This is a genomic window from Aminipila sp. (genome assembly GCF_032051575.1).
Taxonomy (GTDB): Bacteria; Bacillota; Clostridia; order Peptostreptococcales; family Anaerovoracaceae; genus Aminipila.
The window spans coordinates 152,245-170,830 of sequence record NZ_DAMBYD010000003.1 but is presented as its reverse complement, the minus strand read 5'-3'; the positions used below and the strand labels follow the sequence as shown (position 1 = coordinate 170,830).

16 protein-coding genes are annotated in these 18,586 nt (G+C 36.9%); 14 read left to right on the top strand and 2 right to left on the bottom strand.

Annotated features, from left to right (window positions below):
* Nucleotides 1-104: 104 nt before the first annotated feature.
* From panC to RTW14_RS04850, 6 genes are all read left to right on the top strand, one after another.
* On the top strand, nt 105-947 hold the full coding sequence (gene panC, locus RTW14_RS04875) for a pantoate--beta-alanine ligase (RefSeq protein WP_312648572.1): 843 nt from the start codon (nt 105-107) through the stop codon (nt 945-947).
* A 4-nt stretch (nt 948-951) separates the two neighbouring features.
* Nucleotides 952-1,899 carry a bile acid:sodium symporter family protein gene (locus tag RTW14_RS04870; protein ID WP_312648571.1) on the top strand — a complete coding sequence of 316 codons (948 nt, stop codon included), beginning with the start codon at nt 952-954 and terminating at the stop codon, nt 1,897-1,899.
* A gap of 113 nt (nt 1,900-2,012) precedes the next feature.
* On the top strand, nt 2,013-2,480 hold the full coding sequence (locus RTW14_RS04865; protein WP_312648570.1) for a YbaK/EbsC family protein: 468 nt from the start codon (nt 2,013-2,015) through the stop codon (nt 2,478-2,480).
* Complete coding sequence (locus RTW14_RS04860) at nt 2,461-3,861, top strand: MATE family efflux transporter (protein ID WP_312648569.1); 1,401 nt, start codon at nt 2,461-2,463, stop codon at nt 3,859-3,861. The genes RTW14_RS04865 and RTW14_RS04860 overlap by 20 nt, the downstream gene beginning before the upstream one ends.
* Before the next feature lie 148 nt (nt 3,862-4,009).
* Nucleotides 4,010-6,025, top strand: a complete 2,016-nt coding sequence (locus tag RTW14_RS04855) for a methyl-accepting chemotaxis protein (protein WP_312648568.1) — start codon at nt 4,010-4,012, stop codon at nt 6,023-6,025.
* A gap of 170 nt (nt 6,026-6,195) precedes the next feature.
* Entirely contained in the window at nt 6,196-8,205 is a 2,010-nt protein-coding gene (locus RTW14_RS04850) for a methyl-accepting chemotaxis protein (protein ID WP_312648567.1), read from the top strand.
* Between the two features lie 46 nt (nt 8,206-8,251).
* On the opposite strand, the gene RTW14_RS04845 is transcribed toward RTW14_RS04850, so the two are convergent.
* The gene (locus tag RTW14_RS04845) at nt 8,252-8,872 is read right to left on the bottom strand and encodes a hypothetical protein (RefSeq protein WP_312648566.1); all 621 of its coding nucleotides are present in this window, start codon (nt 8,870-8,872) and stop codon (nt 8,252-8,254) included.
* A gap of 289 nt (nt 8,873-9,161) precedes the next feature.
* On the opposite strand from RTW14_RS04845, the gene murI reads away from it, so the two are divergent.
* The 7 genes from murI (at nt 9,162) to htpG (ending at nt 15,367) form a co-directional block, all read left to right on the top strand.
* On the top strand, nt 9,162-9,941 hold the full coding sequence (murI, locus tag RTW14_RS04840) for a glutamate racemase (protein ID WP_331654398.1): 780 nt from the start codon (nt 9,162-9,164) through the stop codon (nt 9,939-9,941).
* A gap of 15 nt (nt 9,942-9,956) precedes the next feature.
* Nucleotides 9,957-10,709: a 4-hydroxy-tetrahydrodipicolinate reductase gene (gene dapB, locus RTW14_RS04835; RefSeq protein WP_312648565.1), complete on the top strand. Its 753-nt coding sequence runs from the start codon at nt 9,957-9,959 to the stop codon at nt 10,707-10,709.
* Nucleotides 10,710-10,751: 42 nt separating this feature from the next.
* Nucleotides 10,752-11,066, top strand: coding sequence for a cysteine-rich small domain-containing protein (locus RTW14_RS04830; RefSeq protein ID WP_312648564.1), 315 nt, complete (start codon nt 10,752-10,754; stop codon nt 11,064-11,066).
* Nucleotides 11,067-11,292: 226 nt separating this feature from the next.
* On the top strand, nt 11,293-11,721 hold the full coding sequence (rplM, locus tag RTW14_RS04825; protein ID WP_312648563.1) for a 50S ribosomal protein L13: 429 nt from the start codon (nt 11,293-11,295) through the stop codon (nt 11,719-11,721).
* Nucleotides 11,722-11,740: 19 nt separating this feature from the next.
* Nucleotides 11,741-12,136: a 30S ribosomal protein S9 gene (rpsI, locus tag RTW14_RS04820; RefSeq protein WP_312648562.1), complete on the top strand. Its 396-nt coding sequence runs from the start codon at nt 11,741-11,743 to the stop codon at nt 12,134-12,136.
* A gap of 248 nt (nt 12,137-12,384) precedes the next feature.
* The gene (locus RTW14_RS04815) at nt 12,385-13,254 is read left to right on the top strand and encodes an MBL fold metallo-hydrolase (RefSeq protein WP_312648561.1); all 870 of its coding nucleotides are present in this window, start codon (nt 12,385-12,387) and stop codon (nt 13,252-13,254) included.
* A 193-nt stretch (nt 13,255-13,447) separates the two neighbouring features.
* Nucleotides 13,448-15,367: a molecular chaperone HtpG gene (htpG, locus tag RTW14_RS04810; RefSeq protein WP_312648560.1), complete on the top strand. Its 1,920-nt coding sequence runs from the start codon at nt 13,448-13,450 to the stop codon at nt 15,365-15,367.
* Nucleotides 15,368-15,492: 125 nt separating this feature from the next.
* Here the strand turns inward: htpG and RTW14_RS04805 are convergent, their stop codons facing one another.
* A complete protein-coding gene (locus RTW14_RS04805; protein ID WP_331654397.1) occupies nt 15,493-16,299 on the bottom strand; it encodes a hypothetical protein in 807 nt (268 codons plus the stop codon).
* Nucleotides 16,300-16,511: 212 nt separating this feature from the next.
* On the opposite strand from RTW14_RS04805, the gene RTW14_RS04800 reads away from it, so the two are divergent.
* Entirely contained in the window at nt 16,512-18,143 is a 1,632-nt protein-coding gene (locus RTW14_RS04800) for a phosphomannomutase/phosphoglucomutase (RefSeq protein ID WP_312648559.1), read from the top strand.
* Nucleotides 18,144-18,586 lie beyond the last annotated feature (443 nt).

The window sequence follows — 18,586 nt, the reverse complement described above, 5'->3', positions numbered from 1 at the left end:
GAGACTTTTTATGCCGTGGAAAGTGCTTTTTTTATTGTGTTTGGATTGCTTAGAATCAATTAAGAGAACTATCTTCAAGTTTATTTATGAAGAGAGGTAGAAAAATGAAAGTTACAGTAACAGTTTTAGAAACCAGAGACATTATCCGTCAGTGGAGGAAGGAAGGGTTAACCATTGGGTTTGTTCCGACCATGGGATTTTTACATGAGGGGCATGCAAGCCTTATAAAAAAGTGCCGTGAGGAAAATGATAAAGTAGTAGTATCCGTTTTCATTAATCCAACTCAGTTTGGAGAAAATGAGGATTTAGAGGCATACCCTAGGGATTTTAACCGGGATACCGCACTTTGTGAGAAAATGGGAGCAGATTTGATTTTTCATCCAGAAGCAGAGGAAATGTACCAGAACCCATGCACTGTTGTAAACATTACAACACTTTCTGATAACTTATGCGGCAAAACAAGGCCGACACATTTTAAAGGAGTCTGCACAGTAGTTTCTAAGCTTTTTAACATTATAACACCAGATAATGCGTACTTTGGACAAAAAGACGCACAGCAGCTTGCCATCATTAAAAAGATGGTAAAGGACTTGAACTTTCATATTAGGATAGTAGGGTGCCCGATTATCCGCGAAGAAGATGGACTGGCTAAATCCTCAAGAAATACCTACTTAAATGAGACAGAACGCAAGGCGGCTCTTTGCCTTTCAAAGGCGGTTAAGAAGGGTCAGGAAATCATCTTTATGGGCTGTGATAGTGAAATGGTTCTTGAGCAGATGCGTGAAATAATAGAAAAAGAGTCTTTAGCCAAAATTGATTATATATCTATGGTAGATGTTTTAACTATGCAGCCGGTAGATCATGTTGAGAAGCCTGTAGTGGTTGCTATGGCAGTATATATTGGTAAAACCAGATTAATAGATAATTTTATATATGGTGAGGAATAGAAAGATGAACGCAATAGCTAGAGTCAGCTCCTTTGTATCCCGGTATATAGGGGTTGTGATTATCATATTTTCAATATTGGCTTTTATCTATCCTACAGGGTTTGCCTGGGCGACAAGCTACACACCATGGCTTTTAGGAACCGCTATGTTTGGTATGGGGTTAACAATTAAATGGGTGGATTTTAAATCTGTCTTTTCTCATAAAAAAAATATACTAATAGGCTGTATTGCCCAATATACGATTATGCCGTTAAGTGCTTGGGCTTTGGCAGTGGTATTTAACTTAGAACCAGATTTAGCCATAGGTGTTATTCTGGTAGGCTGCTGTCCAGGTGGCACTGCCAGTAATGTTATTACTTACATAGCCAGAGGAGATGTGGCTCTATCGGTTGCGATGACCACTGCCTCGACCTTAGTTGCACCTTTAATGACACCTTTATTAGTTGTAGTTCTAGGGGGGGCATGGATAGAAGTATCGTTTTGGGCCATGTTATTATCTGTAGTAAAAATTATTTTGATACCTGTAATGCTTGGAATTGTACTCAATAAGTTTTTTGCTTATCATGTTAAAAGAGTTAGCAACTTGCTCCCTTTAATTTCGGTTGTTGCCATCGTCATGATTATTTCAGGTATAGTGGCACAAAATACAACAAAAATCTTAGGCTGTGGTATACTTGTGCTGGTTGTAGTAGCGCTCCACAATCTAGGAGGATTGATTTTAGGATTAATCGTAGCTAAGTTGATGAAAATGGAGTATTCAAAAGTAACCGCTGTTGCTATAGAGGTTGCTATGCAGAATAGTGGACTGGCGGTTTCATTGGCAGCAGTTAATTTTTCATTAAATCCATTAGCGACATTGCCAGGAGCAATATTTAGTATCTGGCACAATATATCTGGCTCAATTTTCGCAAGCATTCGAAGAAGAGGCAGTGTTAGGGAACTAAATAGATAATAAAAATAGAACTATAGTTTATAAGTAATTGTGAACTATAGTTTTCTTTTTTGGAATGGGGTGGTAGAATTAGGAAGAAACTAATAGAAATATAATAATATTTGGAGGCGGAAATGGCTATTGAAAAATGTAGAGAGTATTTTAAAAGGTTTAATATTGAAGACAGAATTCTGGAATTTGAAGTATCTAGTGCAACTGTGGAATTAGCAGCAGTAGCGGCAGGATGTGAACCGGAAAGGATTGCAAAAACCATGTCCTTTAAAATTGATGAGAATCCAATACTAATCGTTATGGCAGGCGATGCTAGAATTGACAATAGTAAATATAAAGGGCAGTTTCACACAAAAGCTAAAATGCTTACAGCAGAAGAAGTTGTTGAATATATAGGACATGCTATTGGTGGAGTTTGTCCATTTGGTATAAATGAAGGGGTACAAGTCTACTTAGATGAGTCTTTAAAACGCTTTGAAACAGTATTCCCAGCCTGTGGAAGCAGTAATAGTGCTATTGAATTAACAACACCTGAACTTGAAGCATACTCTAATTACGTGGGGTGGGTAGATGTTTGCAAAAATTGGTGATAACAACTTAACAGAAGGAAAGATTTCGAGACAGTTGTTCTTATTTGCGATACCTTTACTGTTAGGAAATATGTTGCAGCAATTATATTTTATTACAGATTCTATTATTGTTGGACAATGTCTTGGGAGTACAGCATTAGCGGCAGTTGGTGCTGCTGCATCTATTACAGTATTAATGGTAAACTTCTTCTCTGGAATGGCCAATGGTGCGGGCATTATATTGGCACAATATGTGGGAGCTGGAGATACAAACAGATTAGGGCAGACTATCCGTGCAGCATCAATTTTTACCATAGTATTTGGAATCATCTGCTCGGTATTAGGTGTATTATTTACACCTGTTTTTTTACGACTGATGGATACTCCCAGCGACGTATTTATACAGGCAGATAATTATCTCACTTACTGCTTTGCAGGAATGTTACCCATGCTTATTTATAATATGGGAGCCGCAAGTCTGCAGGCAATGGGGGATTCTAAGACCCCGTTGTATTTTCTTAGTGTTGCATGCATAGTAAATGTAATTTTAGATCTCACTTTTATACAAGTATTAGGCATGGATGTAGAAGGGACTGCTATTGCTACCTGCATTGCGCAGATTGTTGCAGCCTTTTTAGTGTGTATTGCCATTAAGAAGAAAATCACAATAGATCACAAAAAGGAAAATACGGAAAAAGGCAGAATAAATACCAGTCAGCAAGAGGGAAAGGAAAAAGAGCGGTTATTTGAGATCTTTAAACGTATAGTCATATTAGGTCTACCTATAGGGATGCAGAGCGTAGTTATAAACTTCTCCAATATAGTTGTTCAGAGCCATATCAATAGTCTGGGCTCTGATGTAATGGCGGCATGGAGTGCATTTTGTAGACTTGATGGATTTATCATACTGCCTTTTATGAGCTTTAGCTTAGCGGTTATGACCTTTACAGGGCAGAACTTTGGAGCGAAGAAACCTGAAAGAATATTTGGAGGACTAAAGTCTGGTCTAATTATGAGCTGCGGTTTTACAGTGGCAGTCGGAATTTTAATAGTCATCTTTGCAGAGCCATGCTTTGAAATATTTACTAAGTCTGATGATGTTATATCCTATGCATGTAATATGGTATACTACATGGTTCCTTTTTATTTTATGCTGGCAGCAGCACGAATCTACATAGGGGTCATATCTGGAGCGGGGAATTCTATTACGCCGATGCTAATAAATATTCTATTTATGTGCGTTTTTAGAGTTATATTCTTGCCTATGTCGGTGCATCTATGGGGAAGTAATCTGATGGTTGTGTACTATACATACTGGATTTCGTGGATTTTAAGCCTTTTAAGTATTATAGCGTATTATTATGCAAAGATGAAAAATCAAATCATGTCATTGTCGAATTAAGACGAATAAAAAACGACCTTTTTGGGCAAAAGACCTTTCGAAATAGTCTGAATAATGATAAAATGACGAAATAGGGAATATTTTGCAATCATGCAGAATGGAATTATTGTTTTTTATTATTTATTTATTTGGAAAGAAGGAGTCAGCCATGAAAAGTATCAGAACAAAAATTATGGTAATGGTCGGAGGTATTGCTATAATAGCAATGATTGTTTCAGCATTAGTTACCGTAAATACTGTAGTGGGCACTGTTGTTAGTGATGAGGAACATATTTCAGAGCTTACTACAAAAACAGTAACCTTAGAAGTTAATGAATATTTTACAAAGTATATTACAATGGCTCAACAAATGGCATCTGACAGTAACGTTAAGAAAACTTTGACGGAAATAACAGCAAGGGAAACCTATTTACAGTTACCTTCTTATGAAGGTACATATAATTCTTTAAATAAGATTATGGAATTAGATAAAAAAAATATTCTATCAGCCTATGTGGCTTCGACAAATTGTGATGTGGCATTTGATGGTGGAGACTGGGTTTCGGATCCAGGTTTTGATTTGAAAACAAGAAGTTACTGGTTTGGCAATGCGAAAGATTTAGAAAAAGGATACATTATAACCGAGCCATATCAGGATCTGGATACGGGAAAGATGGTTATTACAGTATCAGTACCTGTATATGATTTGGCTGGAAATACGATCACAGGTATTGCAGGTATTGATGTAACCATAGATGATTTAAGCGATATGGTTGTTAATGTGGATACTGAATATTCGAAAGATGGTTGTTATACAATGCTGGTTTCTGGACAAGGTCAGGTTCTTGCGGCAAAGGATGAAAAAAGAATTTTAAAGTCAATTGACAGTATTGGATTGAGTCAGAACATGGTTAAAGAAGTTGCAAAACCATCTAACAAAACTATAAAATTTGAAGATAAAGGAAAAGATTACTATGGAATAGTAAAGACAACCAGAGATGCAGGCTGGAAAGTTTTACTTTCAGTTTCTGAAGACGAGTTTATGAAAGTTGCAAATGCTACACAAAGGAATATCATTATAGTTTATGCTATAGCAATCGTTCTTCTTTTTATTGTTATTGCAATAGTAGCAAAAAGTATAGCAGCACCTTTGAAAAAACTGACAGATGTTACGGATGAACTGGTTAAGGGGAATCTGGAGGCCGATATAGATATTAACACTGCAGATGAAACCGGCAGACTGGCGGATTCCATGAGAAGCCTGGTGGTAAGGCTGAGACAATACATAGATTATATTGATGAGGTTTCGGCTGCACTAGATGAGTTTGCAGCAGGGCATCTTGATATACAATTAGCACATTCATATGATGGAGAATTTGCAAAGATTAAAGAATCTATGATGCAGGTATCAACCGTATTTAAGAGCACCATAGGACAAATTGTAGAAACTTCAGAAAAAGTTGCAAATGGCTCAGGGGAAATTGCTAATGCATCACAGATGTTAGCACAGGGTGCTGCAAATCAGGCAAGCACTACTGAAGAGTTAACGGCAACTATAAACGAATTATCTGAACGTGTTACGAAGAATGCTGATCATGCCATGAATGCTTCTCAGCAAGTAAAAATTGTAGGTGGTACAGCAGACCAGAGTAATGAACAGATGAGGGAAATGATTACTGCAATCGCAGAAATAAATGAAAAGTCAGCAGAAATAGGAAAGATTATTAAGGTAATTGAAGATATAGCATTCCAGACAAATATACTAGCGCTGAATGCAGCAGTTGAAGCAGCAAGGGCTGGAGAGGCCGGAAAAGGATTTGCAGTAGTTGCAGACGAAGTTCGTAATCTTGCAAGCAAATCTGCCGAAGCCGCAAAAGATACGACTCATCTTATTGAAGAGACAATAAAAGCAGTAGAGAATGGAACTGGGATTGCAAACAAGACGGGAGAAATGCTTGGTCAGGTAATCGAGGGAGTATCCCAGACAGTCGAACTGATAAATGAAATCTCTTCCGCATCAGTGGGGCAGGCAGCTGCCTTAAAGCAGACATTGGATGGAGTTGAACAAATTAGTTCAGTTGTTCAGACTAATGCGGCAACTGCAGAAGAAAGTTCGGCAGCCAGTGATGAGCTTTCTAAACAGGCAAATGCGCTGAAAGGAGTCGCATCACAATTTAAGCTTTAAAAAAGAAAATACATAAACCGACAAATTATTACAAAAAACCCTAAAGTGTCCAAAATTTAGGGTTTTTTTGCTGGATTTTTGGGGAGCATGGTGCTAATATTACTATAGCTGACAATTTTTATTTATATGGGGTACTATAGGTACCTGATTGAAAGGAGCACGATAAAGCAATGAGAAGTCTTAAAACAAAAATCATGGTAACTATAGGGGGCGTTGCAATTCTTGCAATGGTTGTATCCGCTTTTGTTACTATAAATACTGTAGTAAATACAGCAATTGCCAATGAAGAGGAGATTTCAAAATTATCGACACAAGCAGTAACATCTGAGATTGATGCCTACTTTACGAAGTATATTGCTATTACTGAACAGATTGCATGTAATAGTGAAATTAAAAGGCTGACTAATCAAGTAACTACTACTGAAGGGTTAACTGAAAATCCATTATACACAGACTGCTATAATACACTAAAAAGAGTTACGGATAAGAACAGCAAAGAAATTTTATCAACTTATGTAGTAACAGCAGATACTAATGTGGGATTAGATGGAGCAGGCTGGATTCCAGATTCTAGTTTTGATTTAAAAACAAGGGAATATTGTTTTGACAAACAGGAAGAGATTGATAAGGGATATATTATTTCAGAACCTTATCAGGATTCAGATACAGGAAATATGATTATTACTGTTGCGGTACCACTATATAACATGGATGATTCAAAAATAATTGGTGTTTCAGCTGTAGACGTTACTATAAATGAATTAAGTGATATGGTAGCTCAATCTAAGAGTAATTATGACAATGCATATAAAATGCTGTTTTCAGCAAAAAATGATGTTTTAGCTAGTAAGAATTCCAAACTTTTATTAAAAGGTGCAGATAAAGTTGGATTCAGCCAAGAAATGGTTGATGAGATAGCAAAGCCTTCGAATAAGGTAATTAAATTTAAAGACAATGGTGAAGCTTGCTTTGGTGTTGTAAAAACCACCGAACATGCAGACTGGAAAGTAGCATACATTATTCCTGAAAAAGATTTTATGAGTGTTACAAATGCTACAAAGCGAAATATCATGATTGTTTATATTGCAGCAATAATCATACTTTACTTAGTAATGGCTGTTGTAGCAAGAAGTGTAGTAGCCCCATTAAGAAAACTGACCGATGTGACGGATGAACTTGCAAAGGGAAATCTGGATGCGGCAATTGACATTAATTCTTCAGACGAGACAGGGAGATTGGCGGATTCCATGAGGAGTCTTGTAGTAAGACTAAGACAATACATTGATTACATAGATGAGGTAGCGGCAGCACTAGACCAGTTTGCTGCGGGATATCTTGACATACAGTTGAAGCAGGCTTATGATGGAGAATTTGCAAAGATAAAAGAATCTATGATGCAGGTATCAATGGTATTTAAAAATACCATAGGACAAATTGTAGAAACTTCAGAAAAAGTTGCCAGCGGTTCTGGAGAAATTGCCAATGCAGCACAGATGTTGGCACAGGGCGCAACAAATCAGGCAAGCACGACAGAAGAGTTAACCGCAACCATAAATGAATTATCTGAACGTGTTACAAAGAATGCTAATCATGCCATGAATGCTACAGAACAAGTAAGAGTTGTAGGTGGAACAGCAGACCAGAGTAATGAACAGATGAGAGAAATGATTACTGCAATCGCAGAAATAAATGAAAAGTCAGCAGAAATAGGAAAGATTATTAAGGTAATTGAAGATATAGCATTCCAGACCAATATACTAGCGCTGAATGCGGCAGTTGAAGCAGCAAGGGCTGGAGAGGCTGGAAAGGGATTTGCAGTAGTTGCAGACGAAGTTCGTAACCTTGCAAGCAAATCTGCTGAAGCCGCAAAAGATACAACTCATCTTATTGAGGAAACAATAAAGGCGGTAGAAAATGGAACAGGAATTGCCAATAAAACAGGAGAAATGCTTGGACAGGTAATTGAGGGAGTATCCCAGACAGTTGAACTGATAAATGAAATTTCTTCTGCTTCAGTTGGCCAGGCTTCAGCTTTGAAGCAGACTTTAGAAGGAGTTGAACAAATTAGTTCAGTTGTTCAGACTAATGCGGCGACTGCAGAAGAAAGCTCAGCTGCTAGTGATGAACTTTCAAAACAGGCCAATGCATTACAGAATGTAGCATCAAGATTTAAAATCTGATAATGAATAACATAAGGAAGACCTCGGCTGAGCCGAGGTCTTTTTTCTATTCTATAATAAGTATTTGCTTTGCAGTTTTACCATCTTGATCTAACTGCACCGCTATAGTTGTACCTACCTTTAATTCTGAAATAGCAGCTGTAGACGTTTTATTATCCATGTAGCTGATAACGGTTGAATCATCTATCGTTAAGGTAAGGGTTTCATCTGTAAGCACTATCGCACTTTTACTTGTAGAAGTAGAATTTGCTGCCTTATCACGTTGTGGAGTCTGGTGCTGGGGAGCGGTTTGACCATCAGGTTTCTCAGGTGGCTGACCATCAGGCGGCGTTTGGCCGGCAGGTTTTTCAGGGGGTTGACCATCAGGCGGGGTCTCACCGCCTGGCGAAGTTTGAACCCCAGCGGACGTCACAGCAGCTGCAGTTTTTTTAGAATTCTGCTCATTAGGTATTTGACCAGATTCCATGGAGCCCAGGGTAATGGTAACTTGGTCATCCTTAATGGATAGGATTTGACCAACCTGGAGCTCCTGACCGTCGTCAGATTGAACTGTTGTAGAACTTTCTAAAGGTTCGTCAAGTTCTTTTACATTAGATGATCCACAACCTGTTAAGCTAAGTACAGCAGCTAGTGAACCAATTAACAGAAATATAGTAATTTTTTTCATAAATTTACCTCCGATATACATTTAGTTGATGAAGGCATTATATTTCATGTATGCAAAGATTCTGTGAAGGAAATAAGAAGAAATGGGGGATATTGTAAATGGTGTATAACTAAATTGAAAAAATTTTTAATAAAATAAGAAGGTTCTTAGTGAAATTTCCGCTGATAAAGTATATTATGGTAATATGTCCGTTTTACAATTGTATACTTAGATAGTATGAATGGAACACTTATAAAGTATAAAGGTAATTTAAAGATTTAAATTCATTAAGAATTCAGGTATGACTAGTATGATAGAGAAAAATAATAACCCGATTGCATTTTTAGATTCGGGAGTTGGCGGTATCAGCGTGCTTAATGAAGCTATTAAAATGATGCCAAAGGAAAATTATATATATTTTGGAGATTCAAAAAATGCTCCATACGGAACAAAGAAAACAACCGAAGTTCGCAGTTTAACAGAAAAAAATGTTGAATTTTTATTAGAACAAGGGGCAAAGGCAGTTGTGATAGCTTGTAATACCGCAACAAGTGCAGCCGCGGAATATTTAAGAAACAAGTATAAGAATATTCCTATTATCGGAGTTGAGCCTGCACTTAAACCAGCCGTTTTAAATAATGAGGGCAGGAAAATCCTTGTTATGGCAACTCCAATGACATTAGCAGAAAAAAAGTTTAAAAATTTAATGTCAAAATATGAAGAGTTTGCACAGATTATTCCAGTCCCTTGTGGGGGGTTGATGGAATTTGTGGAGGAAGGGATTCTTCGAGGGGAGGAACTAGAACAATATTTGGACAGTCGATTAACTAAGAAATTACGTGAAAATGCCACAGCAGTAGTTTTAGGATGTACCCATTATCCATTTATAAAGGAAAGCATAATTAAGGTTATAGGACATAACGTACAAATTTATGATGGAGGAGAAGGCACAGCTAAGCAGCTTCAAAGGAGACTTGTCAGGGATAAATTGCAACGAGAAAGTACTGAACCTGGGAAGGTTGTGGTTATGAATTCACTGGGCAGGGAAAGTATCATAAAGCTATCCGAAGCATTACTGATAAAAGTATAATGTAAGTGAGGGAGTATGGTAAAAGTAATTGTTACAGGGCCAACAGGTAAAATGGGGAGCCTAATAGTAAAGGCTGCATATGAACAAGTGGGAATGCAGATTATTGGTGCAGTTGGATCAAAAGGAAGAGGATATATTGGTAAGGATATAGGCGAAGTCACAGGCCTTGGTGTCCAGCTTGGAGCTTTCGTTTATGATGACATTGAAAAAGTCATCGAAAACTGTGATGTAGTCATTGATTTTTCTACAGTAGCCTTATCAATGGAAATCCTTTCAGTGTGTATCAAGCATAAAAAAGCGCTGGTTTGTGGAACTACAGGTTTTACCAAAGAGCAGGAAGGTCAATTCGTTGACGCAGGCAGAAGAATTCCTTTACTAAGAGCTGCAAATACCTCTTATGTGACAAATCTGATGAAGAAACTGATTGTTTTGGCAGCAGGAGCTCTCGGAGATAAAGCTAAAATAGATATCATTGACATGCATGATGAAAAAAAGATAGATTCCCCAAGCGGAACCTCAAAGGAGTTTGCAGAAGAAATGGCTGAAGCCTCTGGCAAGAATATTACTGAAATCACGCATCATTCTGTGCGTTCAGGAGATGTTTCCAGTTTCCATAGTGTGATATTGGGGTGTATCGGTGAACGTCTTGAAATTACACACCATGCCTATAATTTTGGATGTTATGCAAGAGGTGCAGTGGAAGGGGCTTTGTTCTTAGAGGGAAAATCAATTGGATTATATAGCATGGAGGATGTTATAGGTATTTAGAATATTACTTATGTTTATGTAAATATAAAAGGAGGGCTAAATATGGAAGAGGAAAAGAAGAAGCTTAAAGAAAGTAAAGAAGAACAACCGTATTGGGTAGGAAAGGAATATTCATTTTTTAACCATAGTATGTGTGAATATTTTCCCTGCCATAAAACAGACAAGCCGGAAGAGTTTAATTGCTTATTCTGCTACTGCCCATTGTATGCGTTAAAGGACAAATGTGGTGGAAACTTTAGATATACTGAAGATGGAATAAAGGATTGCAGTCAGTGCAAGCTGCCCCATGTTAAAGAAAACTACGGATATATCATGGGAAAATTTTCTGAGCTGATCGAAATTACTAGAATAAAATAAAAACATTTAGCTTAGATAAATTTTTATTGACTTAAACCTTGAAAAAGTGTAAACTAATCGTGCGTTGTGTGTTACAGCGCCTAATTAAGAATGTCAAAAATCGTTTTACGTTTTTTTTCATAAGGGTGCAGGCTGGGAAAGACCGGCCGTGGCCCGCAAAGTTATAGTAAAGGTTGCCGAAAGTGATTGGTTATAAGCCAATTTTAGTAGGTGAGGAGGTAAAAGAATGAAATCATTTATCGCAAAGCCTCAGGAAGTAGAACATAAGTGGTATGTAATTGATGCTGAGGGTAAGACTCTTGGTAGACTTGCATCCGAAGCTGCTGCAATCCTTAGAGGTAAGAAAAAGCCAATCTACACGCCACACGTTGACTGCGGAGACTATGTAATCGTTATCAATGCTGAAAAGGTAGAAGTAACAGGTAAGAAGAGAAAAGAAAAAATCTATAAGAGACATACTGGATATCCAGGTGGTCTTAGAGAAATCACTTTTGAAAAGTTACAGGCTAAGAAGCCAGACGAAATAATAAGACATGCAATAAAAGGCATGATGCCAAACGGTAAGCTTGGTAGACAGATGTACAAAAAATTAAAGGTTTATGCTGGTCCTCAACACGATCATGCAGCTCAGAAACCTGAAGTTTGGGAATTTTAAGAAGGGGAGGAAATAGACAATGGCAAAGATTCAATATCAAGGAACAGGCAGAAGAAAGTCTTCAGTTGCTAGAGTTAGATTAATCCCTGGAAAAGGTGAAATCATCGTTAACAAGAAGCCGCTAGAAGATTATTTTGGAATGGAAATCGTTAAGAGAGAAGTTAGAAGACCTTTCGAGGTTGCTGGCTGTGAAGGTAAGTTTGACGTAATCGCTACTGTAAATGGTGGTGGGTTCACTGGTCAGGCTGGTGCTTTAAGACATGGTATTTCAAGAGCACTTTTAGTAGTTGACAAGGAAGCTTTCAGAGCTCCGCTTAAGGCTGCAGGATTCTTAACAAGAGACCCTCGTATGAAGGAAAGAAAGAAGTACGGTTTAAAGAAGGCAAGAAAAGCATCACAGTTTTCCAAGCGTTAATTTTAGACCTATTCAAAGACAAGAACAAAACCCCGCAAATATTAAATTTGCGGGGTTATTCTTTTATAAAAGGTAAGTTTCATTATAAAACAAGAGATAATCTATTTTTAAATGTGAGGTTGGAAGCCAGCATATTTTGTTATAGCAATCTGCAGTACTTTAGATATAATGTATGTATATGGATAACACTAGTTTCGCAGAGGTTTATATAAACAGATTAAGATTCCTTTAAATAAGGAGGACGAAAAATGATTGGAAATATTTTAACTAAGGCAGCGGCATTTCTCCTATTTATTGGAATATCAGTGGCCTGCTATTTAATTTTGGATGAAAATAAAGAGAGACTGGCTCAGGATGGAGTACCTGTTTATACTTACTGCATTAAAACCAAGGAAAACGCCGATTGTTCATTAATTAATCAGCAAGGAATAAACATTTTAATTGACACTGGGGAAAAGCAAGATTCTGAACGGATTGTAAGATTTTTACAAGGGAAAGACATAAAAACCTTACAGTATCTTGTTCTTACCCATCCGGACAAGGATCATATTGGCGGAGCATTAGAGGTGTTAAAAAACTTTAAAGTTGAAAGGGTTATCCAGCCTTATTATCCAGAAGATAATGAATTGCTAGATGAAATCAATAAAAAGTGTGAGGATTTGGGTGTAGACATTATTTATCCTACAAGGACCAGAAAACTGGAAGTAGGAGAAATTGATTTATTAATTTATCCACCTCTCAAAAAAAATTATAAGCTGGATAATAACTATTCACTTGCCATTCTTATAAATCATGGAAATGTAAATCAGTTATTTACAGGAGATGCCCAGGAAGAACGAATTAATGAATTATTAGAAATCAATTGGAGGAATATAGATCTGCTTAAAATTCCATACCACGGAAGATACAGTGCGAATGTTGACAAATTAATTGAAAAATGTACTGCAAGATATGCAGTAGTAACATCTGATTCGGCGGATAATATCGTAGGGGATGCTTGTGCACAATCAGAGACTTTAGTATTGACCACTCTAGAGTGTACAAGGTCTTTCGTCAGTGATGGTAAAGAATTAAAGTTACTTAAAGCAAGAACTGGGGATTATTACAATAAAAATTAAAGACAAAATCAACAATGCACTAACTTATACAAATTCATGAAGGTAAATTTTTTGATTTTAGACTTGATTTTTGGCTGATAGAGATGTATATTATATTTGTTAGCACTCAGATAAGGTGAGTGCCAAAAAACGATGAGAGGTATTAATATACTATCTATATAATATTACATTACACAGAAAGAGGGAATATTACATGGCAAAGAAACAGTTTAAAGCGGAATCCAAAAGATTGTTGGACTTAATGATTAACTCTATTTATACGCATAAAGAGATTTTTTTAAGAGAGATTATCTCAAATGCCAGTGATGCAATTGACAAATTATATTACTTGACTCTTACTGAGAACACAGGTATCTCAAGAGAAGATTTTTACATCAGGCTTGCAGTGGATAAAGATGCAAGAACTTTAACCATAATAGATAATGGTATTGGTATGTCTAAGGATGAAATGGAAAATAACTTAGGTACCATTGCAAAGAGTGGTTCCCTTCAGTTTAAGCAAGACAATGCAGATAAAATGGAAGGCAAAGATGAAATTGATATAATTGGTCAGTTTGGTGTGGGTTTCTATTCTGCATTTATGGTGGCTTCAAAAATACAGGTTATAAGTAAGGGCTACGGACAAGAACAGGCATATCTGTGGGAATCAACAGGAGTTGAAGGATACAACATTACAGAGTGTCAGAAAGATGCTGTTGGTACAGAAATTATTCTTTATATCAAAGAAGATACGGAAGATGACAAATACAATGAATACTTGCAGGAATACAAGATTAAAGGGCTTATTAAGAAGTATTCGGATTATATCCGTTATCCTATTAAGATGAATGTTGAAAAACATAAGATGAAAGAGGCTACTGAAGAACAGAAGGCGGACAAGGACTATACCCCTGAGTATGAAACATATAGAGAAGATGAGACTTTAAATAGTATGGTCCCTATTTGGAAGAAGAGTAAGGGAGCTATTACAGACGAAGAATACAATCAATTCTATAAGGAAAAGTTTTTTGATTTTGAAGACCCAGCAAGAGTAATTCATACAAACGTAGAAGGGGTATCCACCTATAATGCTTTAATGTATATACCTGCCAGGACACCATACAACTATTATACCAAGGAATACGAAAAAGGTTTACAGCTTTACTCCAGCGGTGTTTTGATTATGGATAAGTGTGCGGATTTACTGCCAGATTATTTTAGCTTTGTAAAAGGTCTTGTAGATTCACAGGATTTATCTTTGAACATTTCCAGAGAAATGCTGCAACACGACAGACAGCTGAAAGCTATTGCTGTCAGACTTGAAAAGAAGATTAAATCCGAACTCCTTGAAATGCTTAATACGGACAGAGAAAAGTATGAAAAGTTCTTTGAAGACTTTGGTATGCAGCTTAAGTTTGGTGCTTACAATGAATATGGCATGCACAAGGATGCTGTAAAAGAATTGCTGATGTTCTATTCATCGGCAGAAAAGAAGCTGGTTACATTCTCAGAATATGTTTCAAGGATGAAGGAAGAACAGAAGTATATTTATTATGCTTGTGGTGAAAGCAGAGAAAAACTGGATAAGCAGCCTCAGACTGAAATGCTTAAGGATAAGGGGTATGAAATCCTTTATTGTACAGATGAAATTGATGAATTTGCAATTAAGATTATTGGGGCAATTGATGAAAAGCAATTTAAATCTGTTTCAAGCGATGATTTAGGTATTGAAGAAACTGCTGAAGAAAAAGAAGCTTTAGAAAAGCAGGCAGAAGAAAATAAAGAATTGTTTGAAGCTATGAAAGAAGCTTTAGCTGGCAAGGTTTCTGAAGTTAGAGTTTCTCAGAGACTGAAGAGCCATCCGGTATGCTTAACAAGTAATGGTGAAATCTCCATTGAGATGGAAAAAGTGCTTAATTCAATGCCAGCCAATAATGATAAGGTTTCTGCTGAAAAGGTTCTTGAAATAAATTCAAATCATAAGGTATTTGAATCCCTTAAGGCAACATTTGCGGAAGATAAAGATAAAGTTAAGGATTATGCAAAACTTTTATATAATCAGGCACTTCTAATTGAAGGAATGCAGGTAGAAGATCCAATTGAATTTTCCAATGCAATTTGTAACTTAATGTAAATAATATTAATATAATAAAAAAGAGGCTGTTTCAAAATAAAATAGTGGTATATGGGTAATTTGAAGACTCATATACCTACTAAGTTATAGTTTTGAGACAGCTTTTTTATTTATTATATGTAAATTTAGCGATTAAAAAAACTACAAGGCAGATTTACTACACATTTACCGCATACTTCACTTCCGGCGCTATTGGCATCCAAACCATTTTCTGTTAAGTAGGAGCTGCCAAAGTCTTTATATAACTGCGCATTTCTCTTGCACACTTCATAACACTTTCCTCGGTCATATCCATCAAGGGTTAGCGCACCAGAGGGACAGTGATTTACACATATACCGCATGTTCCTTTGCTTTTATACAGACAGTATTCTTCATCAATAGGTGCATCTGGTGTTACCTGTAGATTTGTTACAACAGTGCTGTAACGCCCGCAGCAGCCTTTCTTTGTAATGAGCATGTTGTTAACACCAAATGTCCCAAGACCTGCTAATCTAGCAAGGTGCCGCTGGGACCAATTGCTTATAAGAGTCTCCTGATTGAATGTTGATGCTTCTGGTGAAATACCTGCATCAAAGCCTAAATCCTTTATTCGGGCAATTAGATATTGATTCAGTTTACCAAACATAGTGTTGGTTTCTTCATAGGTTTTAGCCCATTCGGGAGAAGATAAATAACCCGGTTCTTTATTTGTAAATGCGAGTTCCTTGGTAAAAGGCACAAAATAAGCGATAATTATAGTGGCATTTTTTATTATTTCTTCAGGCATGACATGCTGGTCAGATACTAGCTTTTTTAACTCGGTTACGCCTGGATGCTTCGCATCAGCAAAACCCACTATGGGTTCACCCCATTTTGATGTTATTTCAGATTTATTTTCATACTCGAATACAAAGCTCTGAATTATTTCTGTTATATTTTGTTTCAAATCCATTTGTTCCATCCCTCATCTTTCACAGATATTATACAATAATTATACAAAATATGAAAATAGATATACTAGATTAAAAATATGTGCATTTATGCAGATTGAATGGGCTAATCCTTTAAGGGGAATGCTAGACTTGTAATAGGAATTCATGTATACTATAACTGATTAAATGAGAAAATAGATTGCTTGAATTATATAAGAGGAGGCACTATAAAATGAGTCGTGATTATAAAAAATTACAAAATGGGAGTGATATAAGGGGTATTGCATTGACCGGCGTAGATGGTGAAATGCCTAACTTAGGACAGCCTGAAGCGGAACATTTAGCATCGGGGTTTTTATTGTGGCTTGCCAAAAAAACTGAAAAACCACTGAAAAGCTTAAGGGTTGCGGTAGGGTTTGATCCAAGACTTTCAGGGAAGTATTTATTACAGGGCATTTTGAATGGAATGGTGCCTTATGGAGTGACCGTTTTAAATTGTGGACTGGCTTCAACTCCTGCTATGTTTATGACAACTGTTTTCCCAGAGTTTAAGTGTGATGGTGCTATCATGATTACAGCCAGTCATCTGCCATTTAATAGAAATGGATTTAAGTATTTTGACAAAGATGGTGGCTTAAATAAAAAAGATATAAGCCAGATTATTGATTATGCTCAATCAGATGAATATCTGTCAGAATTAGGTGGACGCATTGCAGAAGACAATTTTCAAATGATATTAGGAAAGAAGACGTATAATTCAGTAAAAACAGACTTAATGGGTGCTTACTGCGACTTCCTTAAAAATAAAATTAAGGATGGAGTGAAACATCCAAAACATTATGAAACACCTCTCAAGGGTTTAAAAATAGTTGTTGATGCAGGCAATGGAGGAGGAGGGTTTTATGCCAAAAAGGTTCTTCAGCCTTTAGGCGCCGATGTATCTGCAAGCCAGTTTCTTGAACCAGATGGAACTTTCCCTAACCATGCGCCAAATCCTGAAGATAAAGCGGCTATGGCGTCAATTTGCATGCAGGTTATAACAAATCAGGCAGACCTAGGGTTGATTTTCGATACGGATGTAGATCGATCTTCAGCGGTTGACAATAGGGGCCGTGAAATTAGCAGAAATGGCATTGTGGCTATGGCTGCAGCTTTGGTCGCAGAAGAACATCCAGGTACAACAATCGTTACGGATAGTATAACAAGTGACCAGTTGACAGTTTTCCTGGAAGAGAAATTAGGACTAAAGCATAAACGTTTTAAGAGAGGATATAAAAATGTGATTAATGAAGCTATTCAACTTAATTTGGAAGGTACAGATAGTCAGCTGGCTATTGAAACTTCAGGACATGCGGCATTAAAAGAAAATCATTTCCTTGATGATGGGGCTTATCTGGCTACTAAAATCGTTATTAAGGCAGCAAAGATGGCGGCTGAAGGAAAGACCCTAGACAGTCTTATTTCAGACTTAGAAGAACCAGTAGAGGCTATGGAAGTGCGACTACCTATTACTTGTGAAGATTTTGCAGCTTATGGAGACAGAATTATTGAGGATCTTCAATTATGGGCGTCTATGAAGGACTGTGCAAAACGCGATGAGGATGGAAACATTGTGCCTGTTGAGGAAGGTGGCTGTTGTTTATGTCATTGTGGAATGAGTACAGTAGAACCAAACTATGAAGGTGTTCGTGTCAATTTTGATGAGACCCATGGTGATGGTTGGTGTCTTCTTAGAAAGTCACTTCATGATCCAATCATGCCGCTGAATATAGAATCCAATATTGAGGGTGGCTGCAAGCAGATTGCGGAAAAGCTGCGCCCGTTCTTAAGTGCTTATAAACAATTGGATATCAGTAAATTATAAATATATATAATAAAAGGGGCATCACATCAGCGTTTAAAAATTTGAACTGAGCCCTGTCAAGTCAATGTCATTAAGTTAAGTAGTCAAGAGCAGGTTAATATATCGAAAATGGTGAACGCTATCATAGGTGTTCACTATTTTTATGATTTAAACATGCCAAAAGCAGATGACGTTTTAAGCTGTCTGTATGATATGCAGATATGAAAAGTTGTTGTTAGGAAATTCTATATTCAAACCCGACTTCATTTTTAATGTTTTGGAATAAAAGCAGAAACAAATGCTGTATCCTCTGCATAATTGACCAATCATATATTTCTTTACATAAGCTATTTCCACCCATGCCAATCATCATTTTAATGATTGCTTGAAATGGTAGTTTTCTATTCCTTGTAAAGTCCTTTGATGGATTTTGCAAAAAATCAGATGGATCATCTGATATAGTA

Bases quoted from the DNA above. Each gene is read 5' to 3' on its own strand.
- panC (WP_312648572.1), top strand. From the start codon at position 105: ATGAAAGTTACAGTAACAGTTTTAGAAACCAGAGACATTATCCGTCAG.
- RTW14_RS04870 (WP_312648571.1), top strand. From the start codon at position 952: ATGAACGCAATAGCTAGAGTCAGCTCCTTTGTATCCCGGTATATAGGG.
- RTW14_RS04865 (WP_312648570.1), top strand. From the start codon at position 2,013: ATGGCTATTGAAAAATGTAGAGAGTATTTTAAAAGGTTTAATATTGAA.
- RTW14_RS04860 (WP_312648569.1), top strand. From the start codon at position 2,461: ATGTTTGCAAAAATTGGTGATAACAACTTAACAGAAGGAAAGATTTCG.
- RTW14_RS04855 (WP_312648568.1), top strand. From the start codon at position 4,010: ATGAAAAGTATCAGAACAAAAATTATGGTAATGGTCGGAGGTATTGCT.
- RTW14_RS04850 (WP_312648567.1), top strand. From the start codon at position 6,196: ATGAGAAGTCTTAAAACAAAAATCATGGTAACTATAGGGGGCGTTGCA.
- RTW14_RS04845 (WP_312648566.1), bottom strand. From the start codon at position 8,872: ATGAAAAAAATTACTATATTTCTGTTAATTGGTTCACTAGCTGCTGTA.
- murI (WP_331654398.1), top strand. From the start codon at position 9,162: ATGATAGAGAAAAATAATAACCCGATTGCATTTTTAGATTCGGGAGTT.
- dapB (WP_312648565.1), top strand. From the start codon at position 9,957: ATGGTAAAAGTAATTGTTACAGGGCCAACAGGTAAAATGGGGAGCCTA.
- RTW14_RS04830 (WP_312648564.1), top strand. From the start codon at position 10,752: ATGGAAGAGGAAAAGAAGAAGCTTAAAGAAAGTAAAGAAGAACAACCG.
- rplM (WP_312648563.1), top strand. From the start codon at position 11,293: ATGAAATCATTTATCGCAAAGCCTCAGGAAGTAGAACATAAGTGGTAT.
- rpsI (WP_312648562.1), top strand. From the start codon at position 11,741: ATGGCAAAGATTCAATATCAAGGAACAGGCAGAAGAAAGTCTTCAGTT.
- RTW14_RS04815 (WP_312648561.1), top strand. From the start codon at position 12,385: ATGATTGGAAATATTTTAACTAAGGCAGCGGCATTTCTCCTATTTATT.
- htpG (WP_312648560.1), top strand. From the start codon at position 13,448: ATGGCAAAGAAACAGTTTAAAGCGGAATCCAAAAGATTGTTGGACTTA.
- RTW14_RS04805 (WP_331654397.1), bottom strand. From the start codon at position 16,299: ATGGATTTGAAACAAAATATAACAGAAATAATTCAGAGCTTTGTATTC.
- RTW14_RS04800 (WP_312648559.1), top strand. From the start codon at position 16,512: ATGAGTCGTGATTATAAAAAATTACAAAATGGGAGTGATATAAGGGGT.